Annotated in this window: 20 protein-coding genes; 5 read left to right on the forward strand and 15 right to left on the reverse strand. The window is 60.2% G+C overall.

All coding sequences use genetic code 11. The features are described 5' to 3' along the window. Positions 1–19: 19 nt before the first annotated feature. The 6 genes from JQ624_RS38785 to JQ624_RS27265 all read right to left on the reverse strand — a co-directional run bounded on the left by JQ624_RS38785 (position 20) and on the right by JQ624_RS27265 (position 8,953). Positions 20–316, reverse strand: coding sequence for a PepSY domain-containing protein (locus JQ624_RS38785; RefSeq protein ID WP_249130104.1), 297 nt, complete (start codon positions 314–316; stop codon positions 20–22). A 142-nt stretch (positions 317–458) separates the two neighbouring features. Then, positions 459–1,157, reverse strand: coding sequence for a hypothetical protein (locus JQ624_RS27245; protein ID WP_212421990.1), 699 nt, complete (start codon positions 1,155–1,157; stop codon positions 459–461). A gap of 76 nt (positions 1,158–1,233) precedes the next feature. Continuing rightward, positions 1,234–2,139 carry a hypothetical protein gene (locus JQ624_RS27250; protein ID WP_212421991.1) on the reverse strand — a complete coding sequence of 302 codons (906 nt, stop codon included), beginning with the start codon at positions 2,137–2,139 and terminating at the stop codon, positions 1,234–1,236. Between the two features lie 19 nt (positions 2,140–2,158). Beyond that, positions 2,159–5,314 carry an efflux RND transporter permease subunit gene (locus tag JQ624_RS27255; protein WP_212421992.1) on the reverse strand — a complete coding sequence of 1,052 codons (3,156 nt, stop codon included), beginning with the start codon at positions 5,312–5,314 and terminating at the stop codon, positions 2,159–2,161. Positions 5,315–5,372: 58 nt separating this feature from the next. After that, a complete protein-coding gene (locus JQ624_RS27260; protein ID WP_212421993.1) occupies positions 5,373–5,858 on the reverse strand; it encodes a hypothetical protein in 486 nt (161 codons plus the stop codon). Beyond that, complete coding sequence (locus tag JQ624_RS27265) at positions 5,855–8,953, reverse strand: efflux RND transporter permease subunit (protein ID WP_212421994.1); 3,099 nt, start codon at positions 8,951–8,953, stop codon at positions 5,855–5,857. Before JQ624_RS27265 ends, JQ624_RS27260 begins: the two co-directional genes overlap by 4 nt. A 730-nt stretch (positions 8,954–9,683) precedes the next feature. Here JQ624_RS27265 and JQ624_RS27270 point away from each other — a divergent pair. The 3 genes from JQ624_RS27270 to JQ624_RS27280 all read left to right on the forward strand — a co-directional run bounded on the left by JQ624_RS27270 (position 9,684) and on the right by JQ624_RS27280 (position 14,117). Then, positions 9,684–11,516 (forward strand): hypothetical protein, encoded by a 1,833-nt coding sequence (locus tag JQ624_RS27270; RefSeq protein ID WP_212421995.1) that lies wholly within the window; start codon positions 9,684–9,686, stop codon positions 11,514–11,516. A 1,030-nt stretch (positions 11,517–12,546) separates the two neighbouring features. Further along, a complete protein-coding gene (locus tag JQ624_RS38790) occupies positions 12,547–13,155 on the forward strand; it encodes a hypothetical protein (RefSeq protein ID WP_249130106.1) in 609 nt (202 codons plus the stop codon). Between the two features lie 182 nt (positions 13,156–13,337). After that, positions 13,338–14,117, forward strand: coding sequence for a response regulator transcription factor (locus JQ624_RS27280; protein WP_212421996.1), 780 nt, complete (start codon positions 13,338–13,340; stop codon positions 14,115–14,117). A 32-nt stretch (positions 14,118–14,149) separates the two neighbouring features. On the opposite strand, the gene JQ624_RS27285 is transcribed toward JQ624_RS27280, so the two are convergent. From JQ624_RS27285 to JQ624_RS39750, 5 genes are all read right to left on the reverse strand, one after another. Next, positions 14,150–15,658, reverse strand: a complete 1,509-nt coding sequence (locus tag JQ624_RS27285) for an HlyD family type I secretion periplasmic adaptor subunit (RefSeq protein ID WP_212421997.1) — start codon at positions 15,656–15,658, stop codon at positions 14,150–14,152. Continuing rightward, positions 15,655–17,388 (reverse strand): type I secretion system permease/ATPase, encoded by a 1,734-nt coding sequence (locus JQ624_RS27290; protein ID WP_212421998.1) that lies wholly within the window; start codon positions 17,386–17,388, stop codon positions 15,655–15,657. The genes JQ624_RS27285 and JQ624_RS27290 overlap by 4 nt, the downstream gene beginning before the upstream one ends. Positions 17,389–17,503: 115 nt before the next feature. Further along, on the reverse strand, positions 17,504–18,022 hold the full coding sequence (locus JQ624_RS27295; RefSeq protein ID WP_249130107.1) for a hypothetical protein: 519 nt from the start codon (positions 18,020–18,022) through the stop codon (positions 17,504–17,506). Between the two features lie 315 nt (positions 18,023–18,337). Then, a complete protein-coding gene (locus tag JQ624_RS27300; protein ID WP_212421999.1) occupies positions 18,338–19,369 on the reverse strand; it encodes a hypothetical protein in 1,032 nt (343 codons plus the stop codon). A gap of 835 nt (positions 19,370–20,204) precedes the next feature. After that, positions 20,205–20,393 carry a hypothetical protein gene (locus JQ624_RS39750; protein ID WP_409334378.1) on the reverse strand — a complete coding sequence of 63 codons (189 nt, stop codon included), beginning with the start codon at positions 20,391–20,393 and terminating at the stop codon, positions 20,205–20,207. A gap of 594 nt (positions 20,394–20,987) precedes the next feature. Here JQ624_RS39750 and JQ624_RS27310 point away from each other — a divergent pair. Beyond that, positions 20,988–21,458, forward strand: a complete 471-nt coding sequence (locus JQ624_RS27310) for a hypothetical protein (RefSeq protein WP_212422000.1) — start codon at positions 20,988–20,990, stop codon at positions 21,456–21,458. 138 nt (positions 21,459–21,596) lie between these two features. Here the strand turns inward: JQ624_RS27310 and JQ624_RS27315 are convergent, their stop codons facing one another. The 4 genes from JQ624_RS27315 to JQ624_RS27330 form a co-directional block, all read right to left on the reverse strand. Then, on the reverse strand, positions 21,597–22,064 hold the full coding sequence (locus JQ624_RS27315) for a DUF6789 family protein (RefSeq protein ID WP_212422001.1): 468 nt from the start codon (positions 22,062–22,064) through the stop codon (positions 21,597–21,599). Between the two features lie 39 nt (positions 22,065–22,103). Further along, on the reverse strand, positions 22,104–22,562 hold the full coding sequence (locus JQ624_RS27320) for a cytochrome c (RefSeq protein ID WP_212422002.1): 459 nt from the start codon (positions 22,560–22,562) through the stop codon (positions 22,104–22,106). 122 nt (positions 22,563–22,684) lie between these two features. Then, a complete protein-coding gene (locus tag JQ624_RS39755) occupies positions 22,685–23,041 on the reverse strand; it encodes a lipocalin-like domain-containing protein (RefSeq protein ID WP_212422003.1) in 357 nt (118 codons plus the stop codon). Between the two features lie 151 nt (positions 23,042–23,192). After that, a complete protein-coding gene (locus JQ624_RS27330) occupies positions 23,193–23,468 on the reverse strand; it encodes a hypothetical protein (protein WP_212422004.1) in 276 nt (91 codons plus the stop codon). Between the two features lie 835 nt (positions 23,469–24,303). Here JQ624_RS27330 and JQ624_RS27335 point away from each other — a divergent pair. Then, positions 24,304–26,145 carry a M48 family metallopeptidase gene (locus JQ624_RS27335; RefSeq protein WP_212422005.1) on the forward strand — a complete coding sequence of 614 codons (1,842 nt, stop codon included), beginning with the start codon at positions 24,304–24,306 and terminating at the stop codon, positions 26,143–26,145. Positions 26,146–26,767: the final 622 nt, after the last annotated feature.

Here is a 26,767-nt window from a genome sequence, read left to right on the forward strand (position 1 = left end):
GTCAGGATGGCATCCCATCTCATTCGGTGCCGATAACCTTTCCGGACTCCATGTCGACGAGGACGTCCTTCTCGCCCTGATCCGGCGACTGGATCTCGACAACGTAGACATTCTTGCCGCGCTTTCGTTCAATCGTCACGTCGGTGACTTTTCCGGGGACCTGTTCAAGCGCAACCTTCGTCGCCTGCTCTTTCGTGATCTTTGCCCCGGCCGGCGCACGCTCAGCGGCAGGAGCTGGCTGTTGCGTCTGCGCGGTGGCCATCGCCGCCGCTAGGAGAAGGATGGCGGGCAGGCGCGCGTGGATCGTTCCCTTCATGGCAATGTCCCTTCCTGAAAAGAAACCACATAGAGTTCGCATTTCGCCTTCGCCGCGCGCCTGTCCACCAAGACGCGAGTTCCTCCCCGGATCGCGCAGCCTCGGCGCGTAAACTCGGAGCGTCGGCTCGGTCGAGATCGGTTCATCGCGCCCTCGCCGTCGTGAAGCTTGCTTCGATGAAGGACCGGTTGCCGTCCTTTGCGACGGTCCCGATCGCGAATTTGTAGGCCTTTCCAGCGCCCAGGAACCCATCAGGCACCGTGAAGGATCTCGCCGAGCCCGGCAGCAGGGCCCGGATTTCGTAAGCCGAGCCGGTTTGCTCGATCACGATGGCGCAGGCGTCGATCCCCTTCGGCACGGACCATTTCAGGGTGAGAGCGGTGACGGGTACGTCCTTCTGGTCCGGCCGCGGATATTCGAATGCGGCCGGTTCGGGGAACACATGGCTCAACTGCGCCTCGCCGCGCAGGCTCGCCCCCTTGGTCGTCGTTCCCTCAAAGCGATAGGCGCCCGCCGGGAAATCGGCACGCACGATCCCGTCGTCATCGGGCTCGGGCGATTCGAGCGTGAGGCTGCGAACTCCCAACTTCGAGTCCGGCGATCTAAGGTCGATCACCGTGCGCGCGCCGGGCGCCATTACTTTCAGCGCCGCGAGCCCATCCGTGACACCGGTTACATCGAACCGGATCTCGGCATCGTGGTCTTGCACGTTACGCTCAAGATAGACGGAGAGCTTTTCGAAGCGACCATCCTCGGCCGAGGCTCCCGCCAACGGATAGGCCATGGCGAACAAAGCGCCAGTGGCGGCAATCCAGCCGTTGTGGCGATGCATGGTGTTCACATCAGCCTCCCACAGATACTCCTACCGGTTCTGGACCAGTCGGACGCTTCGCCGGCACGCCCCTACAGGGCCATACTCATTCGGCCTTGGCATTTGCCGCCCCCTTCATCTGTTCGGCGGGCGGCGTGCGACCATAGAGGTAGGCGCGCTTCTCTATCTCCAGGGCCTCGGCGCGGGCCTTGGCCAGCGCATCGGGGGTGAGCTTCACGATCTCGGCCAGCTCAAGGGTCTCTCGCAGCTTTTCGCCCTTTCCCCGCCACCCGACTTTGATGTAGCCCACACCGGGTGCGTAGTACTTGAGCTGCTGGGCGTCCGGGCCTTCACCCTTGCTGCCCTCCACGATCACCAGCACATCCTTGTAGCAGCCGGCCGGGACACAGACCCTCTGACCTGCTTTTTCTACCGTTGCGCGATCGGTCCAGTTGAACGGAGGCGGCGCGTAGCCCTGGGAGTAGCTGGGGGTCCCCGGCCGCGGGTCTGCCTTCATCATGATCCCTGGACTCGAGCCATCCATGCCGGCGATCCAGGCGCTTCCGCCCTTGAAGTCCCCATCTTCGTATATTTCAACCAGCTCACCCAGCAGCCAAACGTTGCCATCCTTGTCCTGCGCGAAGAAAACGATCTCCGATTCTGCCACCTTGCCGTCCTTGTAGTCGACGTCCCACACAACGACCGTAGGCACGCCGTTGACGAGCTTGGTGAGGTCCGTGACGATCTGCACCACGCGAGCGGGAACGCGCTTCTCGTCCTCCTGGGTGAACCCCTTGTAGACCAGCTGAGTCCCTGGCTGCAGCGGGAACCACTTGTTGTCGACGTTGGCGGAATTATCGAAATTGTTGCGATCGAACGCTTCGAGCGTGTCCTCGGCAGCCTTGCTCTTCTGCGCCAAAGCGCCGCCGCTGGACAGTCCGAAACAAATGAAAACCGTAAGCACGGCCAGGGCCTTTGTTCTCTGACACAATCTTATCGCTGCTTGTGCCATCCTGGACTCCTCCCAACTTTCAGACACTCCCCGAGACTCGTACCGCTCCCGGAACAGTCAGACTCTCCGTCAGCGCGCCGGTACCGCGACCGAAACGAAGATAGAATGCAGGCAAGATAAACAGGTTGAGCAGCGTCGATGTCACGAGGCCGCCCAGAATGACGACCGCCATCGGATATTCGATCTCGTGGCCCGGCAGGTCGCCGAAAATGATCAGCGGCAGGATCGCGAGCCCGGCGGCGCCGGTCGTCATCAGGATCGGCCGTAACCGCTCGCCCGCGCCGCGAAGCACGAGCCTCATGCCGAACGGCTCTCCCTCATGGCGTTCCAGATGCTGGAAGTGGTTGATCATGATGATCCCGTTGCGGGCGGCGATGCCAAGCACCGTCAGGAACCCGACCAGCGAGCCAAGGGAAATCACGCCGCCCGCCAGCCACGCCGCCAGCACGCCGCCGACCAGCGCTGAAGGCAGGGTCAGGAAGCTGAGCGTTGCTAGCCGCCAGCTGTTGAAGGACTGTTGCAGAAGTACGAAGACAACGGCGAGCGCCAGCACGGCGAACAGTTCGAGCCGCCTGCGGGCGGCACTCAGTTCCTGATATTCTCCTTGCAGCACTGCGTAATAGCCGAGCGGAAACGACAATTTCTCCAAACGAGCCTGCACGTCGCTGGCGACTGCGCCGAGGTCGCGGCCCTTCACATTCGCCTCCACGTCGATCCGACGGGAACTCGCCTCACGCTTGATGACGTTTGGCGTCGGCCGAATGCTGACATCGGCTACTTCCGCCAGCCGAACGCGCTGCCCGGTTGGCGTGTTGATCAGCATCTCGCGGACCGAGTCCAAGCTGTGGCGGGAGGCCGGTGACGTCCACACGTGCACGTCGTAGGTGCGGCCACCGGTGAAGATATCGCCGACCTCCTCTCCGGCCATGAGGGTCGCAGAGGCGCGCCGGACATCGCCCGGCTTCAGACCGTAGCGTTGTGCTTCCTCCAGCTTCACCGTCACCTGAATGTGCGGTACTTCGACCATCAACTCCTTGTGCAGATTGACGAGATTCGGAACGTCCGCGAGCGCCGCGCGGACCTCCTCCGCCTTGTCCCTGAGAACGTCGAGATCGGGGCCGAAGATCCGGACGACGATCTCCTCGCCGGCGCCGGTCAGCACCTCGCGAATGCGTTCCTTCAGATAAGTCTGCACATCGCGGTAGAGGCCGGGATAGCCCTCCACCATTTCCTCGATCCTGGCATGCGTCTTGTCGTAGTCAGCGTCCCTGCTGATGCTGATCCAGTTCTCCCCGAAATTGACGCCGACGACCTCGTCGGCGGCGAAGGCCTGGCCGATGTGTGCACCGAAATTGCGTACGCCCGGAATGGCGCGCAGTTCCTTGCTTGCGCGCGTGGTAATGCGCAGCATCTCGGGAAGCGACGCGTCGGGGGTGGTGACCCAGTGCATCAGGAAGTCGCGCTCTTTGAACGAAGGCAGCAGCGAGTGGCCAAGCAGCGGCCAAACAACGACCCCCGAGAGCATCACTATTCCAACAGCGATATAGGCCATGCGTGGAGCTCGGGTAACGCGTTCCAGCAAGGGCGCATAATGGCGCAGCAGCCAGACGATGACAGGTGATTCACGCCCTTCGAGTCGCGCGCCGCGCAGCAGGATCAGGCAGAGCGCCGGTGTCACCGTCATCGCCGCAACGAGCGAGGCCGAAATCGCGAGCACATAGGCGGCAATCAGGGGCTTGAAGAAGGATCCGGTCAGGCCCTGCATGAACAGGACGGGCACGACGGCGGTGACCACGATGAGGGTCGCGTAGACGATCGGCGCGCGCACCTCGAGAGAAGCGTCCAGAATGATGCGCGCCGTGCTTCGCGCGTCTCCCGCGCGCCGCGCAAGACGAAGTCGCCGCATGATGTTCTCGACGTCGAGGATCGCATCGTCGACGACAACCCCCAACGCGATGACGAAGCCCGCCAGGGTCATCGTATTGACCGTGGCGCCGGACGTGAACAGGACGAGACCGGCAGCGAGCAGCGATAGCGGAATGGCAATGATACAGACAATCGCGGTACGCCACTCGTAAAGGAAGATCAGTATGATTCCCGCGACCAGCAGGCAGCTCAGCAACAGTGCCCAGGACAGGTTGTGGATCGAATCCTCGACGAAAGTCGCCGGCCGGAAGATCGTGGTATCGATCTCAACCCCTGGCAAGCCGGGCTTCATTCTCTCCAGCGCTTCCTCTACCCCACGGGTAACAGCGAGCGTGTTGCCCCAGGGAAACTTTTCGACGATGAGCATGAGGCCTGGACCGTCGTTGATGACGGCATCGCCAATCATTCCCTGCGGCGCATAGACAAGATCGGCCACATCGCTGAGCAACAGCGGCGGTTTCCCGGCCAAGTGGGTTACCGGCACCCTGGCGAGAGTCTCCGGCGTAACGCCGGAGCCGACGAAACGAAGCTGGAAACGCTGATTAGGCGTTTCGACGAAGCCGCCGGTGCCGATATGCGCGCCACGGGCATAGCGCAACAGGCCAACGTCGAGGGCATCGGAAACCGCCTCCTGCACCTGGTCGAGCGTGACATCCGCGGCGGCCATCCGCTTCGGGTCAACCATGACCTGGAGCATCTTGAGTTGCTCTCCCCAGATCGCGATGTTTGCAACGCCGGGCACCCCAAGCAGCCGCTGCCGGATCGTCCAATAGGCGAGCATCGACAGGTCCATCACGGACTTGTCTTTCGAGGTAATGCCGATCTTCATGATCCGGCTGGTAGAGGACAACGGCGGCATCATGAACGGCGGTGCTGCCCAAGTCGGCAGGCTCTTGCTCGCGAGGGCCATCCGCTCACTGACCAGCTGCCGCGCCCGGATCCCGTCTGCGCCCGACTTGAAGATCAACAGGATTGAAGATAGTTGCGCCACCGACTTCGAACGCATCACGTCAATGTCCGGGACGCCGTTCAGCGCGTTTTCCAGCGGCACCGTGACGAGTTGCTCGACTTCGGCCGATGAAAGCCCAAGACAGATGGTCTGGATCTCGACCCGCGGTGGCGCGAATTCCGGGAATACATCCACGGGTACGTCTCGCAGGCGCGCGAGGCCAAACCAGGTCAGCACCACCCCGAGGGCGAGGACGAGATAGCGAAAGCGCAGACTCGAACCAATAATCAGCCTCATCATCGGAAAAAATCCCCCACTCAGGCCGAAGCCGCCGTGGAAAAACAATTTCGACGCGCAGCTAGTGACCTACCTTCACCTCGGTGCCGAAGACCTGAGGAACTCCGGCCGCAAGCACCTTCGTGCCGGCGGGAGGCCCGTCAGTCAGGTACACGTTGTCGCCCTTGATGGTATCGATCACCACCGCGCCGCGAGCGAAGGTCAGCGGATCGGCGCTGATATAGACCCACGTCTTTCCGGTCAGGTCGTAGAGAACAGAAGCATAGGGCACGATCAGGCGGCCCGACGGATCGGCGCGCACCTCATCGATCACGACACCGAGCCGTTCAGCCGCTTTCGGCGTGAGCGTCACCTTCATGATCTTTGCGTCACTTGTGGCCTCGACGCGAGCGGGCATGACCTTCTTGACTGCCGTCTCGGCGGCCAGTGCTGATGCACAGGGGGCTACAAGGCACGCGGTAAATGCCGCGACCATCAATACGGTGATGCGGGCAATGAGACGTCCCTCCCTTTCGAAGGCTTTCGAAGTGAAGCGCGCGGCAGTCATGACGCGGTCTCCATTTCAAGATCGAGCCGGTCGGCCGTCCAGCCACTGCCGAACCGCAGGTAAAGCGTCGGCAGCACGAACAATGTTCCGAGCGTCATGGTAACGACGCCGCCCAGGACCGAGAGCGCGAGCGGGTGCGCGATTTCAAGTCCGGCGACATCGCCCATGATCGCGAACGGGAGCACCAGTGCGAGCGTCGTCACCGACGAGGCGATGATGCTCGGGAATTGCTCCTGCATGCCGCGACGCACCAGCTGTTCGCCGAACGGTTCACCCTCGTTCAATTGCAGATGCTGAAAATGGGCGACCAGGCCGATACCCTGCCGCACCATCAGTGCGAGCACCGCTGCCAGACCCAACAGAGAACCAAGCGAGAAGTGGCCGTCATTGATTGCGGCCGCAGCGAGGCCGCCGAGTACAGCGACCGGTACGCCGAGCAGCGACAGGGCGCTGAGTGTCCAGCTGCGGAGCACCGCCTGCGTCAGCAGGAACATCAACACCGCAGCCGCCGCCATGTAGCTGTATATCGATCGCAGAGAAGCTCGCTGCTCCTTGTATTCGCCGAGCACCTCGGCACGGTGCTCGAACGGGAATGCGATCTGTTTGACGTTCCTGGCGACTTCATCCGCCACATCACCGAGCGCCCGCTCATCCACTTTCGCGGAAATATCGATACGACGCGAGGACCCCTGTCGCTGGATGATGCTGGTGGCCGGCGCGATGCGGACGTCTGCAACCTGAGCCAGGCGAACCTGGGACCCGCTCTCGCTGTTGATCATCAGATTTCGCACGTCATCGATGTTGTCGCGTAACTCCGGCCGCCCCCAGACGACCACGTCGAAAACCTTCTGGTCCTCGAACAGCGCACCGACGGTGATGCCACCGACCATCGCGGAGGTCGCCCTGCGGATGTCGCCCGGCTTCAGGCCATAACCGGCCGCGCGATCGACATCCACCTTGACTTCGATCGAGGGTTCTTCGACCTGTAATTCGACCCGCGGATTTTCAATGCCGGGGATCCTCTCCATCGATGCGCGGATCTCCTCCGCCTTGGCGCGAATGACATCGAGGCTGTTGCCATAGACACGGACGGTGAGGCTGTCCGGGTCACCGGTGAGCGCCTCGCGCAGCTTCGTGGACAGGTATGTTCCAAGCTTGCCGCGCATCCCGGGATAGGCGGTGATGGCAGCTTCGACCGCATCCACCGTTGTTTCGCGATCGGCCTTCGGATCGATATTGACCCATACTTGCCCCGCATTGACGTCCGTCGCGCGTTCGCAGTTGCAAAGCACGGCCCGTCCGAGATTGGCGAAAGCGTTCTGCACTCCCGGGATCTGCCGCAGATCGCGGATCAGGTTCTCGGTCGATCGGGTCATCGCCTGCAGCGAGGTGCCGGGCGGCCCCTGCCATTCGATCATCAGATCCGTTTCTCCGAAGCTGGGCACCATATTGCGTTCGAGCGGGCTCCAGAGCGCGAAGCACGCGATCGCCGCCACGACGCAGGCGCCGATGCAGGCGAGCGGCGCGTGGATGACGCGGCCGACGATCCGGTCGAACGGCCCGACCAACCTGTCGATGACCGAACCGCGCGTCGTCGTCAGTGGCGCATTGGCGAGCAGCACCGCGGCCAGCGCTGGGGTCACGAGCAACGCCACCAGCATCGAGATGGACACGGCTGCGATATAGGCCCAGGCCATCGGCGCGAAGAATGCGGCGGACCGGCTGTACATGAACAGAACGGGCAGCACTGCGAGTACGACGATCAGCGACGCGTACAGCATCGGCCGACGCGTTTCCAGCATCGCACGAACGACGACGATGAAGCCGGACCGACCGTCGCGTTGCGGCGCACGCAAGCGGTGCAGCACGTTTTCGACGTCGATAATACTGTCATGCACGATCACGCCGGAGGCCATCAGCAGACCGCCGACGGCTATCATGCTGAGCGGGATTCCAGCGGCCCTTAACAGCAGTTCAGCGCAGACGAACGACAATGAGATCGCGGCCAGGGCGATAACCGCGGTCCTCCAGCTGCCCATCAGAAGGCCAAGCATGACGGCGGCCAGGATGATCGAAATGAGCATGGCCTTGCCCAGATTGCTGGTCGCGCGCTCGATGAAGCTCGCGGGATGGTAGATGGTCGTATTGATCTCGATACCGGGCAGCCCGGGTTTCAGTTCGTTGAGCGCGAGCTCAACGCCGCGCGTCACGTCCAATGTGTTGAAGCCGGGGAATTTCTCGATCGCCACCATCAGGCCGGGGTTTTCGCCGACGATGGCGTCTCCGATCAGCGCCTGATGCCCCTCCACGAGATAGGCGACGTCGCCGACGCTCGTGGTCGTGCCGCTGAGCGGCACCTTGGCGAAGGTACCCACGGTGGAGATCGGCAGCTGGTGACGGATGCTGAGCCGCTGGTTCGGCGTTTCGATAAAGCCGCCGGTGCCGGGCGTGGATGAGTTCAGGTAGGTGAGAGGCGAGGACCACACCGCCTCACCTGTCGTCTTGATCACCTGATCGAGCTTGACGCCCTTCTTGTTCAGGTTCCGGGCATCGACAAGCACCTGGACCTGCCGCTCGCGCTGACCCCATATCGAGACATTCGCCACACCCGGAACTCCGGCGAGGCGCGGTGCGATATTCCAGCGCGCCTGAACGGACATGTCGATCAGTGAGACGGATTTCGAACTCAGTCCGATGTTCATCACTCGGCTGGCCGAGGAAACCGGCTGAAGCATAACCGGCGGACTGGAGACGTTCGGCAGCGCGTGCGCCTGCGTCAGCCTTTCCTGCACCATCTGGCGGGCTTTCATCAGATCGGTGCCGGGCGCGAAGATCATCTCAATCGTCGAAAGGCCCGCCATCGATTCCGACTGGATGACCTGCAGCCACGGCACACCGTTGAGCAGGTCCGCCTCCAGCGGCACAGTGATCAGCGATTCAACCTCGGCGCTGGAGAGGCCAAGCGATTCAGTCTTCACAGTGAGCGAGGGCAGCGCCAATTCGGGGATGACGTCGAGCGGCTTGTTCCTGATATCGACGGCGCCGAGGATCAGCAAGCCGGCAGCAACAACTACAACGAGGGTACGTAAACGCACGCTAGAGGATATGAGCCACGCCAACATTTCGACGCCCCCCTCTTTTGACCTCTGGTTGTCTTCGATCTGTGCCTGTAGTCGAACTCCGTCTGAGAGGGCCCGTTGAACGCGGGATTTTCTGACCGCTGTGTCGCTCGTAGAGGCAACACAATTTCTTACCCACTATTATTCCCCACGAGTCCGAATTTTTTGTCGGCCTTGCGCCGGCTTTATTTCGGTCGTGCTAACGCCATAGTGAGGCTTCGCCGTAATCAAAATTCCGCAATGCTGCCTTTCCTGGACCAAACTGAGGACCAGACTAAGGCGAGTGAAAATTTTAGGTTGATATTCTTGTCGGCACAATCCACCCATTTGGATTACATGCTGGTCCAATTGGGTCACGCGTGTTTACGCACTTTTGCAAGCTTAGGTGAAAAAGCTCTATCGCCACTTGAAGTTGCCTGAAAGCCGCCGAGGCTGTTCGCAACTCCTGCTGTGATCTAGATACGTCACTTTGGATATATCACTTCGTGGCGCTTGCGTAATTCGTCATCGGCGTCACTCTTATCCCAACATTGCTGGGGGGCTCCGGCAATTATTTGCTCCGCGGTTGTTGAGCGGGCTCTTGTCTGTAGTCGGCCTGACGGATGAAACGCTGGCTGAGACAGTCTGATTACCAGAGCGGAATTGTTATGAACGAGTTAGTTCGACGATGTGAGTGCGTCGAACTGAGACAGTGATGGGGCCGCGCATGATCTGGGGTAAGCGGGATGAACGCGTCGCCGGATCAGGGCGACGTCGGCACGCTGCGGAAACTAGCATCATAAAGTCAACGACGCGCGGCCGGTACCGCGTCTGCTCCGCGTACCCGTTTGTCTTTCGCGCCGCGCCCGCATTGTTCAGCCTCGTCCTGCTCGTCCCTTCCCATGCCGCCGCCGCGGAGAACGAGGACATCGCAGTTCTCCGGCGTATGCTCGGAGAGCTCAAAGCGGAGAACCGCAAACTTTCCGAACGTCTCAGCGCCCTGGAGGGGACATCGCCGGCGCGGCGGAGCAAGCCCGCGGCGGAACATCAACGTCCGGCACCTGCCGTAACGGCGGCGAAGCCTGCATCCACGGTTCTGTCAACGCCCGTCGATCCGCCCGCACTGCCCGCTCCGGATTTGTCGGAAGCCGCAGCGAAGAGGCCGCTTAACGAGCGTGTACGAGATTTGGAGATCGGCTGGGCGGCGAACGAGAACGCGACGCGCCAGATCCTCCGCGACACGCTCAACAAGACCGGACCGAAGATCAACAACTTCCTCTCGCTGAGCGGCGTAATTGAAGGCGTGGCCTCGCGGACCGGCTCATTCACCGGCCCTACCCAGGAAAACCTGTCGCTGGGTACGGCTGAACTCGATTTCGATATCAAGCTCAGCGACTGGTTGACCGGTGCGATGGTTCTCCACTTCGACAACGGCACTGGCGCGATATTCCCGACCGGGAATCAACCAGTGGTGCCGACCAACATCGCCGGCGTAGGCGTGGATCGCTTCACGCTTGATCGGACTCACATTGCAGTCGGCGATCTGATGCAATTCCCGATCGCGGCCCGCTTCGGCGTGGAGGTCTTGCATTTCGGTACGTCCACCGGCGTGGCACGCCTGGATACGCTCTCGATCGGCACTCCGCTGACGACCGAGGTGTTTGAAAACCGTCAGACGGCGGGAGGCCTGGAATTCGCCTGGCCAACCCCACCGCGGCAGCCGCCGCCGGCACCTGTCGTTGTTCCACGCGTTAGTCCGTTGGTCGTCGCACCGGCCGTGAGCCAACTGATGCGTTGGCTCGGCTACACCCCGCTGCCTGAACGTCCGTTCCGACCTACGCCAGTCACATTCCCCTTCGACCCGGCGCCCTTCTACGGCTCAGTCATGACCTACAGAGGCAGCGACAGCATCATTCCCGGCCGGACAAAAATCGACGATTACAATGCCAGTCTCGGTTTCCGGACGAGAGGCCATTGCGGCGTGCCCTATGACCAGTTGAAGGACTCGCTGGTTTGTCCATGGACCCTCGACTTTCATGTCGACTACGACACCTCCGTTTTTGAAAGCAGATTTTTGCGTACGTCCTACCTACCGTTCCTGAATCAGATCGGCCGGATTCCTGGAGTGGCCGCGAGCCTCAAAACCAGTTTCGGCCCGTTCGCGTTCGTGGGCGAGGTAAATGCCGCAATTCAGGACGCCAGGTTTATCGATGGGCTCGGCATTGCGCGGAACATGATGCCGATGACCTGGCAGGCCTCGATTGCCTACCAGTTCGACTGGAATCCGTGGATACAGGAGATCGGCGCGCAGGGCGACTTCATCTCGCTGGGATATTCCGGCAGCAAAGACATGGCGGGCGTTTCGATCCTGCAAAACGGCGTGCCAACCCGGATCGGATTCGTCCCGCAACACCGGCTTTTCCTTACCGGAGGCGAGTGGGTGATGGATGGGCTGAAGGTGGCCGTGGAATATTCAGCCAACTGGGACTACCCGGTGAGCGTCGGCGGGACGGGAAAGGTCGCGCATGGTGCATTCGGACTAATCCAGCTCAATTTTTGATCCGTTTGCGCCGCTTAGAGAATGTGCCAAAATCCTGGAAGCATCGTCACGACAGATGGAGTGAGCAGGCCGCATCCGCCCGCCCCTCACCAGAATGAACGCAAGAAGATTAATGACTCCCGGATAGCGGCAGAATGCAGTTGCGTTTCCGGTCGGAGCGATGGTGCGCGTTCCCACGCGCCAGCGTAGAGCGCGGCCGCCGCGAATTGTGAAAGCTAAACGCGCCGTAATTCACCGACAGCGACGTATGGCGACTAGCGAGCAACAGCCAAACCCGATCACGCCCTTGCGATCCGAGCGTTCTTGCGAACGCGTCATAGACCTTCAGCTCCTGCGTTCTCCCGAGGCAGAGAATATCGCGAAGCGCGCTGCAAGCCAGACACGTCGAGTGATCGAACCACAACGAACTTTCGTCGAGACGATGTTCAGGTCTGCTTCGTGCCGATACTGTTGCAAACCCCTTTTGGATCACTGAGCACAAATTTTCCGGACCGCAGGTGCAGCGATCAAACCTTTATGTGAGGGACTACATGATCGAGCGACGAACTCACGGGCGAGATCGGTAACGAAGCTGAGACCATACCGCTTTGCGATTAGCGCTTGTCTCCTGCTTTGGCGGAAAAATTAGTCGCTCGAAACTTTTAGGGGCTTGTAACACTGTCTGCCAGTGTCAGACATGCGGCATACGAATTGACGCCGGTGCTCCCAGCTGTCTCAGCGATCGGGAGCGCACGCCATCGTGTGCCGTTCGCAGGATGCAGTCGCAACGATGTCCAGCAAGGCCGTGATGATAGCGCTGACGGTGGAGTTGGATATCGATCTGTTGAGCAGCGTGGCCCGATCCGCCACGAAACTGCTCACCTACCGCGAACTGTGATGCGCCGGCATAATGATGTGAGAGCTTGCCGCGGCGAAGGACGGGCGCTTAAGCAGCAGTTAATACTTTTGCGCAAATGATAGACAACCAGCGCAACATTTAGATCGCCGCAAGAACTGCGAGCGGAACTCAGGCCCCTTATGAGGGATTAGCATGAGAACGCTTCTCATTGGTGTTCTGGCTGCGACCCTGGTCGGCTGTAGCTGCCTTTTACCGCCGCAAGCGAGCATGGAAGCATGCACGGACGCGAGTGGGTCCGGCTGTCTCAACGAGATGGCGGTCAGTCGGTCGATTGAACCGACGCCAGCGTCATCCAGGACCAATTCCGCGGCAACGAAGGTCAAATCCACGATCGCGACGAAGACGGAACAGCCGTCGATTGCCCACGTCCGCGACAGGCCCCAACTCGCTGAGAAAAAGGCGAAGGCCACCATGATCGAAGCGAAAGTTGAGGCTCCGGCATCTGGTCGGCCCGCTGAGACGCCCGATCCGGTCATTATCAAGGCGAAGACCACGATTGCTGCTAAGTTGGAGGATCCGGCGTCTGCCGAGTTCGGTGAGATGAAACGGGCCATCCGCAAAAACACGCTCGGGAAGTCCGTCGACACCATTTGCGGCCGTGTCAAAGGAAAAAAAGCGTCGGGCGAAGATACCGGAGATAGGCCGTTTCTGTATCTCGTGACGGAGGATGAAGCATACGTCGTCGATGGCCCCGCGAATTCGGCGGCGGCGAGCGCGTATCGCAATATTTGCAGCAGCTAGATCTGTTGCGACGGACCAGAAGGTCCCCTGACGACGTTCCTGCGAACGAACTGGAAAGTCGGAAGCAACGTCGCGATTAGCAGCGCTTCGCTGCAAAGTGTGTGGGGCAGATTTTGCTCCATGGAAAATGGAAATCAAAACTGGTGGAGTGACTCAAGCCTTTCTCTGAATTCGGGGACATCATGGACGATTTTTCTAATCCCGCGGAACTAGCCCTGGTATCACAAAACTCGCCGGTGCTCGTAATCATCGAGCAACATGTCCTGGCGCGTACGTGCATCCTCAATATCCTCAAGAGAGAACTCACTGGATTCGAGATCGTCGAGATGCCAACGACGAGCGGCCTGAACTGGTTGTCAGGTAGAGATATCCGCTTGATTGCGCTGAATATCGGGGACAAGCAGATCACCGACCCTTCGATCGAGGAAAGCCTCGCCCACCTCGCGGAATCCTGCCCGAAAGCCTCGGTTGCTGTGTTGTCAAATCGCGACGACGACGCGACGGCTTCAGCTGCGATGCAACGGGGAGTGCGTGGCTTTTTTCCGACATCGATCCCTGTCGAAGTCGCTATTGCCGGACTACGCCTGGTCCTTGCCGGTGGGGTCTACCGACCGTTACCGATCGTTGGGCAAAATGGAGCGTCGAGCCTCAAGGCGATATCGGAATGCCCCGACGCGCCCGAGCTATTCGGAACTAACGAGGGTAACGGCGCCACCAGGATTGCGCCGGAGAAGGCGATGGTCGACCTTACGCCACGCGAACAACATGTGCTCGAGGCGCTGCAGCTCGGCCTTCCCAACAAGTTGATTGCCGTCAGGCTCAACCTTTCGGAAAACACCGTAAAAATGCACATCCAACGCATCATGCGAAAATGCTCCGCGCATAACCGCACGGAGGCGGTCGTTCGCTGGAGCCGGCGACCTAACGGTTATGCGCAGCCCTCACGCGTGCGGTCATCCTGAGCGCTGCCTGAGCTCGCAGTTCTGGTCACAGCTTAATCCTCGCGGAACGCGCCGTGAAAGCTGTCGAGCAGAGGCCTGAGAGCGTAGAGCGCCACGGTGCCGCGACCCGTCTTGATGAACACCTGGGCCGGCATTCCCGGAATAATCTGGACACCATCGATCCCGGCACTGGCCGGATCCTGCACTCGAATCTTCGTTGCGTAGTAGGGCTGATCGGTGCGTTTGTCGACCAAACGGTCGGCGGAAACGTGCGTCACGGTCCCATGGAGCCGTGGTACGCGGCGCTGATTGTAGGGCAAGAGATTCACATCGGCGCTCAGTCCGGGACGGACCACGTCGATGTCCTCGGGCCTGACGCGCGCAATCACGATGAGCCGATCTTGCCGCGGAACCATATCCATGAGAGGTGCGCCGGCGCCAATGACGCCACCTGGGGTATGAATCCTCAGGTCCGTTACCACGCCGTCCTGGGGCGCCTTGACCGCCGTTCGTGACAGTTGGTCGTCAGCCGCCTGCAGTCGCTCGCGTATCTGAAAAATCTGGTTTTGCACCTCGCGCAGCGACTGCGCGATCTCGTTTTGACGGTCATTTTCGAGCTTGAGCAGAGTTGCCTGCGATTCGTTGATAACCTGCCCGGCGCGCGATATCTGCGCGACAATCTCACCCCGCCGCCCCTCGATGTCAGCCATCTCCCGCTCGAGGTTCAGAAGGCGCGGGCGCCGCTCAAGTCCCTTGTTAACAAGCATGGCGACGGTCGCCGCTTCTTCGCGGACGATTTCGATGCGCCTTGAGGCCGCGCTTTCCTGCGATCTGAGGCCCTCGATCTCTTTTTCCACCTGCGACCTTTTCTCCCGATTTACGGCCGCTTGCGATTGAAAGACCTGCCGACGCGTTTCGAAGATGGCTTGCTGCCCCGCAAGAACGTCCGCGACCGACGGACTAGCATACTGCGCCATCTCCAGCTTGGCCGAAAACAACACCCGCTCTTCTCCGTGCTGTTCTGCCTGCAGCCGTGCTTCTCGTGCCGTCGCCTCCCACAACTGGCCTTGCAGGCTCTGGGCTTCGGCACGAGCCTTGGTGTCCTCCAGCGTGATCAGTGTTTGTCCAGCGCGGACAACGTCGCCGTCCGCGACCAGAATTTCCCTGATGATGCCACCCTCAAGGTGCTGAATCGTCTTGCGGCTCGACTCCGATTCGACGGTGCCGATTGCAATCGCGGCGCTCTCGAGGGGGGCATAGGCTGACCAGGTACCGAGACCAACGACAAAGCCGCAAACCAGCAAGTTTCCAGTCCAGGTGACGCCGCGAAGTCGGTCGCGGAGCGCCGGCGGCGCCGATCTCAACCACCGTGGGGCCTCCCAGATATCGACGTGAGCGAATGCAATTTTCAGACGAGCCCATCCCCTTCGGGCAAAGCGACGGTGAAAACGCTTGATGCGGATCCAGGTGACGCCGCGCAGCCGGTCGCAGAGCGCCGACGTCGCCGATCCCAGCCGCCGCGGCACCTCCCGAATGTTGATGGGCACGGATGGAATCTTCATGCGACCGGCTCGCGCGAGGTAACTTGGGGGCGCGCCAAACACCTTTCGAAAATTTCTCTGCTCTCACCGAATGCGCTGACCGCTCCGCCCTGCATGACGGCAAGCTTGTTCGTTGCGCCGAGGATCCCTATCCGGTGGGTGATGATGATGACAGTCGTATTGGCCGCCTTCATCCGTTCAATGGCGTCGAAGAGCATGCGCTCGCCGAGACTGTCCAGGCTGGAGTTCGGCTCGTCGAGGACCACAAGGTGTGGGTCGCCAAAGAACGCCCGTGCAAGGCCGAGGCGCTGGCGAAATCCACGCGGGAGATTGACCCCTCCACCAACGACGACCGTATCGTACGACTGCGGCAGCCGAATGATCGTCTCGTGAAGACCGGCCAGCTTTGCTGCTTCAATGACCTTCTGCAAATCGGCGTCGTCCAGTCGTGCAATGATGTCCTTTACCGTTTCTCCGAACAGATCGATATCCTGCGGCAGATATCCGAGGCGCCGGCCGCCGCCCGAATCGCGCACGGCTAAAACGTCGATACCATCGAGCGAGACCGAACCTACCGTCGGAGCGGAGATTCCGGCGATGATTTTGCCGAGCGTGGATTTGCCGGAGCCGGAGGGACCAATGATGCCAAGGCATTCACCGGGTGCGAGACAGAACGACACACCCCTCAGCATCAAATGGTCCGATCCTGGCAGTGCGGCGCCAACATTGTTGACGATGAGGCTGCCCTTCCAGTCCGGGAGGGCCTTGAGTTTCCTAACCGGGGTGACAGCGGACATGATGTCGTTGAGCCGGCGGTAGGCGGCCTGGGCCATCGCGAATGCCTTCCAGCCTGCAATCGCCCCCTCAACGGGCGCAAGCGCGCGCCCGAACAGCATGCTGGTAGCAAAGATGATGGCGGGACTTCTGCTCTGTTCCAGGACGAGCCAGGCGGCAGTGCCCATGATCAGGACCTGCGCCAGCGCCCGCGCGGGTTTGGAGATCAGCATGATGATCTCGTGGCGGCGTTGCACCACTGCTTGCTCGCTTCTCGCATCCTGCGCAGCCTGGCGGATGAGGCGCGCAGCGCCGTCGAGCATTCCCATGGCCCTGATCACGTGGAGGTTTGCGGCGGCCATGGCGAACCATCCCTGGCTCCTCGTCAGTGCGGCAGCCGACCGCGCCTGCGGGCCTTCCGTGAGCCGGTCTCCGGCAAGCCCGAGACCAAGCAGGAGAAGCGCGCTGAGTGCGCCTATCACTCCCAGCAACGGATGCACAAGGAAGAGAACGCCGAGAAAGAGTGGGGTCCAGAGCGCGTCAAACAGGGTCGAGCTGGCTCCGGATTGAGCGAACTGACGCAGGGTCGTAAGATCGCGATATGCTTCCGATGACCGCGCCCGATCGGCTTCGTGGGCGTATTTGAGGCATGCGGAGAGCATTGCCGGATGGAGCTCTTCTTCAAGCCATTCGCCCATCCGGCCCAATGCAGCGCGGCGCAGTGCATCAAGCACTCCGCCAACCACGACGGTAAACGCAACAATCAGCGTCAGCATCAGGAGCGTATCGCCGCTGCGGCTCGACAGGACGCGATCATAGATCTGAAGCAGATAGATGGAAGGCGCGAGAAGAAGGAGATTGTAGCTGCAGCTATACGCGAAAACGAGTCCGAGCGATCCCGCGCAGGCCCGCAAGGCCGCCTTCAACGGCGTCCGCGGTGGTGAGATCGTTTGCAGCCGGAGCGGTGGCATCAGCATTGCGGTCCCCGCCAGAGATCTGAAGTCCGACCTTGCCACCCAGTTGTTCGCCGACTTCGCGGCGAGTTAAGAACCGGCGGCCCTGGCGCCGGTTCTCTGCTCTCGGAGGCGTCGATCAGCCGTGCACGAACATGCCTGAATCGTCGATATGGAAGTGCTCGGAATCGTTAAGCACGTCGTTCAGGTTCGCGGACTCGATGCTGGCCTTGAAGTGAACATCTCCGCCTTCCGCCTTGTTGTGGTCTCCGCCGTCGCCGCCGATGCCGGCCGCCACGTTCTGACTCATGTTCGCCGCGAGGAAGTTTTCCTGGTAGGCCGTCGTGCTGGCGTCCACGTCGGATTTATTGTGGCCGCTTTCCGATTCCTGGTCGCCATTCGATACGGCTTTTCCGCCCTCTGCTTTCGACCACTTCTCCGCCTCCGCATTCGCGCCCCCGGCGTCCCAGTAGGCCTTCTGGTGAACCTGATCGCCGGTATTGACGTGCACGTCGGCGCCTTCCGCCTTGTTGTAGGGGTTGAAGCTGATGCTTGGGCTGCTGCTGATGTTACCCGTGTTGACGCCGTCTCCACCGTTGCCTGCGCTGTTGCCGCCGGTCTCAACGTCCTTGAACGAGATCGTGTCGGAAGGAAACATTACCTTGGCTCTTGACATGTGGGTCTCCCTGACTTGGTTTGCGCACTGTGCGTCCCAATGTGGACAGCAACGATTTTGGATTTGGACACCGGAGCGGTCTAGCCGCCAAAGCTAATGCCACCCTGTGCGAACGGTGTACGCCCGAAATGCTACTGGCTCGCCGCCGATATCCGGCGAGTTCCAATGCCGCTGGAGCGTTTTCAAGCAAAGCATGCCCTCGGACCTGATCCGTGGGTGGAGACCGGTGCGCGTCAAGAAAATGCGTCAATCAAAAATCCAGAGCCCCATTTCGATTCTATCGAAACGGAAAAGGCCCTAGGCATGATCCAGCAAATGAAGGTCCGACAACAGGTGCATGGCGAAATCGCCGCCAAGCGCAGTGTTGCCGTGGCCGCCGTCACCACCGATTCCAGCAATCTGGATCGCGCTTTGATCGAACAGGACATTGTTGCTCTGATGAGCCTCGGCTGTTGAATTGTAGCCGGCGACCGCAATGTTGATCGGGACGTAGATCGCCACGTCGATGTCGACCATGCTTCCCGAGAAATGGCCGTTGCCGCCGTTGCCGGCGCCATTGTTGCCGGTCGCGATGACGTCAGAGCCGATCAAGTCGAAGATGGAAGAGAAAATGTCCGCAGTTCCGCCAATCGCGGCATTGTCGTTCCCACCATCACCCCCAACGCCGGCCATCTGAAACGCGGATTGATCGAACACCACATTGTTTGCCTGATCGGCGTTGGCACTGGAATTGTATCCCGCCACTGCGATGTTGATCGGGTAGTATAACGCAAAGGACGCGTGAACGATGCCCCCGTAACAGTATCCGTCTCCGCCGTTGCCGGCGTGGTTATCCCCGCTCGCGATCACATCGGAGCCAATCCCGCCGCGGTCAGACGCGAGGCCTGACCCGCCGATGGTTTGGTGGGGCCCGTGGCCAGTTCCGGAGACAGACACATCTCCGCCAATCGCGGAATTGCCGTTCCCGCCATTACCCCCGACGCCGGCCATCTGAAACGCGGATTGATCGAACACCACATCGTTCGTCTGATCAGCGTGGGCACTGGAATTGTATCCCGCCACCGCAATGTTGATCGGGGCATAGACCGCAACTGGAGCATGCACCATTGCTCCGAAAAAGTAACCATCGCCACCATTGCCGGCGCTGTTGTCTCCGGTAGCGATCGCGCCAGGGCCGACGGACCCGAACGCGCTGACGCTTCCGCCCAATGCGGTATTCCAATTGCCGCCATCACCGCCAATTCCGGCGATCTGGGTCGCGGACTGATCAAAATACACGATACTCGTCTGATAGGCGTCGGCTGTCGCATGGGAGCCGGCCCGCGCCACGTTGAGCGGCTCGAAACCAGCATAGCCCCGGTCGATCAGACTCCCGGCAAAATAGCCGTTGCCGCCATTGCCGGCGCTGTTATCTCCCGTGTGGGTCGGGAAGTTTGGCCACGAATCCGCGGAAAGCCACCACGAGGCTGGTGCATCGTACCCGAGCGGATACTTGATGCCGCCGAGGTGACCGCCGTCCGATACACTCCGAACACCCATGGCTGCTGCCCTACCGAAATCGCTTCGCGCCGACTAGACGGACGCTCCCGAACTCAAGAAAGAATGTCACCAAGGCAAGCCAAAAGCCGAGTCGTCAATTCGGATCGCAAACGTTCGGATGGTTGACATGATATCGGTTACGCCCGTTCGGGTGTGGGTAGCGGTGACTTGCCGTTAATCCTGGACACCTTCGCGGAGGAAGCGGATTGCGTTCGCCTGACGAGACGTACCAACGTACTTCATTTGATGATCAAAGTCCGCGAATAGGGCCTCGCGCGGTCTTCTAGTAATGTTGGAAACTATTAGGATTGTCGCCAAACCAAGCACTGAGCGATATCAAGAACCGTCGCTGTACGTTGTTCTACGATTGTATCAAACGCTATTGTTGGAGTGAGGCAGCATTCGAACGAGCGTGCGATCTCGAAATATCCAGTGATGGATCAGGGCAGCGGCTGCATGCATGGTAGCGAGGATTACGAGCGCATGGCCAGAACTTCATGTACCTCCTTTACGCTATGGGCGAAGGCACGATCCTTGAGCCATGGCGACGGAATCTCTGCCAGACCAAAGAGCGGCAGGCCATCGCCACGCGCAAACTGAAGCACAATGCCAACGACAGGAACCGCTAGTGCGCGATCCGGGCGGCAGGATCTAGCCACTGTCCCATCCAGTTGCCAAATTCGGTCGCTTTCGGCGGCGGAACCGGATCGACTAGCCGCCAGGCGACGCGCGCTACAAGAAGGGCGAGGATCGCTATCCCTGCGGAGATGTGAACGAACAGACCTGAATCACGTGGCCAGCCCTTAGGCAGCACATCGTCGAAAGTTCCAAGCGCCCAGGCAAGAGCAACGAGGAAGACCGTCAGCCAATGCCTGCGGAATAGCGCCGTAGTCCTTGGCTGAATTATACAACCGCATATCAGAACCGTTTGAAAAAATACTCTGGACCGGCTGGAGTTCGTTGATATGGATCAAGTTGCCAACACCTCCTCCAAGCGGTGCGACAGTACTCAGGCCTACCCTTTGCTCAAGGAATTCCGGACTAGCGTATGATTTCAACTCGACCGTTGCGATTGAAAGGCGCTGGTACAAATCACGCCTCCGGGCGCGCGGCTGTCAATCATGCAAAAGAATTTCGAGAAGCCGCCAATTGGCGACCTAACCAAGAATGAGAAAGCTGCTTTGATTTGTGTCAAGCGGTGGATGCGTTGGATGATCCGACCGAGTATCGACTTTTCAGGTGCCGCAATGTGTCGGGTTCGTGCATCTCTATCCGTCGGGTATGCAATTGCGACGTGTTCGCATTTGGGAGATCGAGAGACTGTTTTCCGGGTTGATTTGCATCAATCACCTCCCCGCGATGGATGCGAGAATTTAACTATGTCCTACTCAATGCTTGGGGAGCGGCCGTGAATTCAAGTCGGCTCATTTCGACGATGGCAGTCGCGCTTCTCTGCTCGTCGGGAATATTTCAGCCTGCGTTTTCGCACAGTGGGGTAGCCCACGATCGTTGGAATCCCGCTCATCTCAAGAATCTGCCGCCTGAAATCCGTGCTGTTGTACAAAAATGGGAAGCCGCATGCGGCGGACCGATCGCTGCCGCGCAGCAGTTTGCGCTTTATCTCACCGTTCCCGGAGCTGAATTCGTCGCTCTTCATTTTGATGATTTCCGCTGCGGCAACAAATCAGTCCATTGCGGCACCACAGGATGCCTGCACGAAGTATATGTCGCTAATGAAGGACGGTATCGTCGAGTCCTTACAGTGCACGCCCGCGATATCCGGCTGCTTCGCGATCAGAATGCGGCCATGGTCGAGATATCCGGCGTAAATGGTGAGATTAGAGCACTCCGATGGAATGGCAGCCGATTTGTCGAGTGATGGAGTCTACGGGCTTCACCTAACTGTGGAGACGCACACAGACAGCGTCATGCGCCCAATTGACAGGCCCTGCTTTTGCTCAGGTGAACAGGGAGACGCTCCGTATCACAAGCTGCAATTCGTACCGGCACAATTTGCTTAGGTTAAATCAGACGTGAGTCTGTTCAGCAGATGATAAACAAGACTCATCGTCACACTGTAGGTGAGCAACGTCCCGAGCAAGAGAATTGCTGGCGCTAATCCTAAACCTAGCCTGACAGCGAAAATCCCCCTATCAACGAGCGGGAAGAATACAAGCCCCATCACAATCCAGGCGCAGACACCAAAGAAGACTCCCTTCTGCCAAGGGCTTTTGCCGGGAAGAAAGCGGTATGCCTGACCAAACACGAACCCCCAGATCACGGCTCCATTCACGAACAATAGCAGCCACGCGACGCCTGGGTGAATTTCCGTACCTGTCAGCCATGATAGGCCCCTTTGAATGTCATCATTTGGCTGAAACTCCGGCAGCGGCCCGGTCTTGCTGTGGACCAATAGAAGAAGCGAGTGAACACTTGTCCCACAAAGCCCAGCAATCAACGAGTTTCGGATTTTTGTCAGGATCATCCTCGCTCCGGCCGCCGGCGACTGCTACCACCTCAAACACTAATCGGATAAACTTCTGAGCGGTGCGCGGAATTGTTTATGGCAACTCACACAGCCGTCTGCGATGCCGCCGAAAGCCTTTGCTGCCCCTGAGATGTCTTTGGCTGCTGCTCGTCTGACGAGATCTGCCGCTCGTTGATGACTTTGCTCATCGGCCCGTTCGAAGGCGCGAAAGTTCCTGCCAAGCTTGTTCTTTATCGCCACAACGATTTCGTCAGGCAGTAGGTGAGTTTGGATGGCCTTTGCCGATTCTTCGAGACCCTTGAAATCGTCGATAAGCAACGCGTTGGCCAGTCGCAAATATTCTGCTCCGAGTTCCTGCATGATGGCACGAAGCGTCAGTTTATGTTCCTCCTTTGTGGCCTGTGGCTGGGCCAGAGAAGGACTTGTCGACAAGATCGCGACACCCAGCAGGATCGCGCCGATTGCTATTGCGGATGGATGCCGATAACCCCTCACGACCCTTCTCCGCCTTTGAAGTCTGTAGGGTAATCTAACGAGCGGCAACAGGGCCGACGCATTGATCCACATCAACAGTTTCGTTTGACAGCGACTCTCCATAGGTGCCTCGCTGCGCGGAGCTAAGTGCGTTCACGGACCCAAGTGACAACGGCACGGCCCATCTGTCCTGGGGACGATGGGTGCTCTTGCACCGGAGTCGAGAGCGTGAGCTTATCTCCCGATAACCCTAGAAAACGTCTCTGCTCGGTGTTCTCCCAGTTAGGGTGCCAGTCCGCCGTAGTTACGATCGTGTTCTCTTGAATAGTGCAGTGGCCCGTGTAGGTGGTCATGCCTCGGTACAAGGCGGCGCTCGCCGGGGTCATTCGCAGGGGCGCGCGGCCGGAGTTGGTGAGGATGGCCATCATGCGCCCGGACGAGTCGAAGATTACAAAGCCCAGCGAATTCGGTCCATGCACATCAACGACCGCCCCCGTCATTCTCCTGGTGCACCTGAGCAGAAAACAATCGCCACACTCCAACTATTTCACTCTTGTCGACCATTGGACTCCCCGTTTTCAGTGTTTGCCGTCCTCGTGATCTGGAGCGCTTTCGGCTGCTTCGAAGCCGCGACCGATAGCCTAACCGATGTCAACAACTTCCGTACATGGCACTTTTCGGACCTAGGTCGGCTTCGAAGATCGGCTCCAGCACCAGCATTGTTGCTGTCATGCAGACCCGCACGGTCGAGATGCCCAGCGACCTGAGCTTGCCGTTGGCCTTCGGGATGAACACTCTTCTGATAGGATCCGGTTGGTAGCTCTCCTCCCTGAGCGCAAGCGCCAGTTCGCCGAGCCACCGCTGCAGCAAAATCCCGGCCGTCCACACCCGGTGCACCCTTGTTGGAGCGGCACTGGGCATAGGCATGGGCCAGAATGTCCTCGCGGCTGATCTTGTCGTACAGGGCATAGAACCGATAGCCGGCTTCTGCCTTCACTTTCGCGTGCAACGCCTTCCGCAGTTTCTGACCAGTTTTCGGAGTTGATAGGTTGCCCAATCTCCAAATCCCTCACCACTTGTTGCGTCTGTCTGGAACTGAGGTCCCTTCCCTCCACCGGCGTTACCCGGCTTCAGCGGTAATACGAACCTCTCCGCCCCCCCATGGCGCCCGACCCGTCCCTCGCGGGCGTTCGGTCGGTCATCGCTGACCACGCCATGGGGCTTCCCATGTTGCGTACGCTTTCCTTGTGTACATGCTGTCGCCACTACCCCGGCGCAGCGGCTGGGCGTACTCGTCGCTCTGCTTCACCCAGCCGTATCAGCCTTCCCCGAAAGGGTTGTCGGGTCGGCCTGCGCATTGTCCTCTTCGAGGCTTGCTCGGCGTTCACTCGCGTTACGGCCTGCACACTCGCGCTGTCACCAGTCGTGACACGCTAACCGAAGGCTTCAGCCATTTCGTCTCCTCCATGACTGCTCCGGCTGTTTCCGGCTGGAGCGGTTGCCGGGTGGGACTTGCACCCACCGGAAAGCGCCGCCTTTCACGGCGCACACCCAAAGCGGACAAGAGCAGCACCGCTGACCCAACGTGGCGCGCCTTCCGCCGACGCTTACGTGTCGCAGCCACAGACATCGCAGTCGCCTTGCGGAAAGGACGGAAACATCTCAAAATTCGCGTCAAAGGTCTTCTTTGGATCCGGGTCCGTGCGACCCTTTTGAAATCCCGGATCGGCAGATTTTCCTCCGCCCGATTTTGGAGCCCAACATGACGACGTTCACGCGATCTCAAAGTCTACTGGCTTCCGTTGGCGCCGCGGCGCTCGGCGGAGTTGCACTAGCGGCGTTGCTGGCCGGGAGCGGCTTTATCCTCGCGGACGCGCGAGCAACCGCCGTGGACATATCGCTGCCGCTCGTCGACCCCGATATTCCCATCTGCCGCGCGCCAGCCGCGACCGGCTCGCCGAACATGATGTTTCGCCTGGCTCAGACGGAAGTGCCACGCGCCGAGATGAGTGCCGCCGGCCCCGCGCCGGCATTCACGGACACCGAGCCACCGCTGTGGACCGACATTGGCTCCACCAACTGGAAGATCACGACCGCAAACGAGCGCGCGCAGGCCTATTTTGATCAGGGCCTGCGTCTTTCCTACGCATTCAATCACGATGAGGCGCGGCGCGCGTTCCGCATGGCGCAAAAGCTCGATCCTGACTGCGCCATGTGTTTTTGGGGCGAAGCGATGGTGCTCGGTCCCAACATCAATCTTCCGATGCCGGAAGACGCGGTCGCTCCCGCCTACACTGCCGCACAGAAGGCGAAGGCGCTTGCCGGGAAGGCAAGCCCACGCGAGCAGGCGTTGATCGGTGCTCTGGCGGCGCGCTACGGCAGCGATCCGAAGGCCGCGCGCGCCCCGTTCGACGCAGCCTACGCGGCCGAAATGGCAAAGGTAGCAAAGCAGTTTGCCGACGACGACGAAATCGCCACGCTCTATGCCGAGGCCGTGATGGATATCAGCCCCTGGGACTACTGGAAGCCGGGCGGCCGCGAAGCCAAGCCTCAGAGCGTGCCGATCGTGCCGACGCTGGAACGTGTGCTGGCTCGCAATCCCAATCATGCCGGTGCAATTCACCTCTACATCCATGCCGTCGAGGCGTCCGACCGGCCGAAGCGCGCCGAGCCTTATGCCGACCGGTTGCGCGGTGCGATCCCCGGTGCCGGCCACGTCGTCCACATGCCGAGCCACATTTACTATCGGGTTGGCCGGTATCTCGACGCACTGGAGGATAACAAGACCGCGGTCAAGGTCGATGAAAAATATCTGGCCGAAACCAACGCGCCGATGGGCGTCTACCGGCTCGGTTATTATCCGCATAACGTGCACTTCGTGATGGCGTCGGCGCAGATGGCCGGCGACGGCCCGACCGTGATCGCCGCCGCGGAGAAGCTTGGTAAGCTCATCCCCGACGAGGCTGCGCGTGGTATTGCGATGGTGCAGCCTGTCAAGGCGGCGCCTTACTTCGCCCACGCGCAGTTCAGCACGCCCGAGACCATTCTGGCGCTGCCGGATCCCGGCGATGCGATTCCCTATGTCAAGGCGATGTGGCTCTACGTGCGCGGCGTCGCGCTGGCGGCGAACCGTGACTTCGCGGGCGCTACTGCCGCGGCGAACGCCATCGAGACTATCGAGCGCACCGCGGACTTCAAGCTGCTGAAGGATTCAGGCGTTCCGGCGCAGGAGGTGCTCCGCATCGCGCGCACAGTCATCCTCGCACGCGTAGCCCAGATCAAGGGCGACCATCGCACCGCCATCATCCGGTTCGAGCGGGCGGCGGCATTGCAGGACGCGTTGGCCTACACCGAGCCACCCTATTGGTATTATCCGATCCGGCAGTCGCTTGCCGCCGTCTTGCTGCTGGCCGGCCGTTACGCCGAGGCGGAGCGGCAATTCCAGCGCGCGCTCAGTCGGGCGCCCGCCAATGGCTGGTCGTATTACGGGCTGGCGGAGCTGCACAAGTCGCGCGGCGATGCCACCGCGGCCCGCAAGGCCGAGGCTGATCTTGCCAGAACTTGGATCGGTGACCGCAAGCTTTTGCAGATTTCAAATCTCTAAAGCGCGCGCATCGCAGTCGTGGTCGGGGTCCAGTCGGAGTAGTGCCGACTCTTGACCTCTGCGCTCCCGGGAGGTGTATCGCTCATAACAGTTGCTTAACCGGCGAGCTTCGCAAGCGCAACCGCAGCCAACCGCCTCGGATCCTGACGATGTCCATGTGATGCCGTGGTATTTCCAAGTCCGATACTCTTCGCAGAGCGAAGACGCAGTCGAATTCGCCGGAAAGCTCCGGCTGCCCTTAATATCCATGGGCAAGGAATTTGTGGAACTCGTTGGGTCATGTCCTATGGAGCGAATATTACTGACTTCATCCGGCGTGGGGCCACCTACGTCGACAAAATCTTTAGAGGTGCCAAGCCCGAGGACCTCGCGGTTGAGTAGCCATTCATCAACCTCAAGACTGCGAAGGAGCTCGGCATCGAAATTCCAGCTACGCTGCTGGCTCGTGCCGATGAGGTGATCGAATGAAGTCGCGAGCTCCGTTCCTGGCACCTTTGAGACAGCCCGCCTATCCGCAGGATACCGAGACAGGATCGGAAGCCCTTCTCAGGATGCGGCTTTGTCCGCATAATCGCTTCGCACAGCGCGACCGTGGATGGACCGATCTTCTCGGCGGCGGCCA

This window comes from Bradyrhizobium sp. AUGA SZCCT0283, assembly GCF_018130385.1.
Classification (GTDB): domain Bacteria; phylum Pseudomonadota; class Alphaproteobacteria; order Rhizobiales; family Xanthobacteraceae; genus Bradyrhizobium.

What these genes read in the sequence shown, in the direction of transcription:
- JQ624_RS38785 (WP_249130104.1), bottom strand. Translation starts at nt 316, where the DNA reads ATGAAGGGAACGATCCACGCGCGCCTGCCCGCCATCCTTCTCCTAGCG.
- JQ624_RS27250 (WP_212421991.1), bottom strand. Translation starts at nt 2,139, where the DNA reads ATGGCACAAGCAGCGATAAGATTGTGTCAGAGAACAAAGGCCCTGGCC.
- JQ624_RS27255 (WP_212421992.1), bottom strand. Translation starts at nt 5,314, where the DNA reads ATGATGAGGCTGATTATTGGTTCGAGTCTGCGCTTTCGCTATCTCGTC.
- JQ624_RS27260 (WP_212421993.1), bottom strand. Translation starts at nt 5,858, where the DNA reads ATGACTGCCGCGCGCTTCACTTCGAAAGCCTTCGAAAGGGAGGGACGT.
- JQ624_RS27270 (WP_212421995.1), top strand. Translation starts at nt 9,684, where the DNA reads ATGATCTGGGGTAAGCGGGATGAACGCGTCGCCGGATCAGGGCGACGT.
- JQ624_RS38790 (WP_249130106.1), top strand. Translation starts at nt 12,547, where the DNA reads ATGAGAACGCTTCTCATTGGTGTTCTGGCTGCGACCCTGGTCGGCTGT.
- JQ624_RS27280 (WP_212421996.1), top strand. Translation starts at nt 13,338, where the DNA reads ATGGACGATTTTTCTAATCCCGCGGAACTAGCCCTGGTATCACAAAAC.
- JQ624_RS27285 (WP_212421997.1), bottom strand. Translation starts at nt 15,658, where the DNA reads ATGAAGATTCCATCCGTGCCCATCAACATTCGGGAGGTGCCGCGGCGG.
- JQ624_RS27290 (WP_212421998.1), bottom strand. Translation starts at nt 17,388, where the DNA reads ATGCTGATGCCACCGCTCCGGCTGCAAACGATCTCACCACCGCGGACG.
- JQ624_RS27295 (WP_249130107.1), bottom strand. Translation starts at nt 18,022, where the DNA reads ATGTTTCCTTCCGACACGATCTCGTTCAAGGACGTTGAGACCGGCGGC.
- JQ624_RS27315 (WP_212422001.1), bottom strand. Translation starts at nt 22,064, where the DNA reads ATGATCCTGACAAAAATCCGAAACTCGTTGATTGCTGGGCTTTGTGGG.
- JQ624_RS39755 (WP_212422003.1), bottom strand. Translation starts at nt 23,041, where the DNA reads ATGACGGGGGCGGTCGTTGATGTGCATGGACCGAATTCGCTGGGCTTT.
- JQ624_RS27330 (WP_212422004.1), bottom strand. Translation starts at nt 23,468, where the DNA reads ATGCCTATGCCCAGTGCCGCTCCAACAAGGGTGCACCGGGTGTGGACG.
- JQ624_RS27335 (WP_212422005.1), top strand. Translation starts at nt 24,304, where the DNA reads ATGACGACGTTCACGCGATCTCAAAGTCTACTGGCTTCCGTTGGCGCC.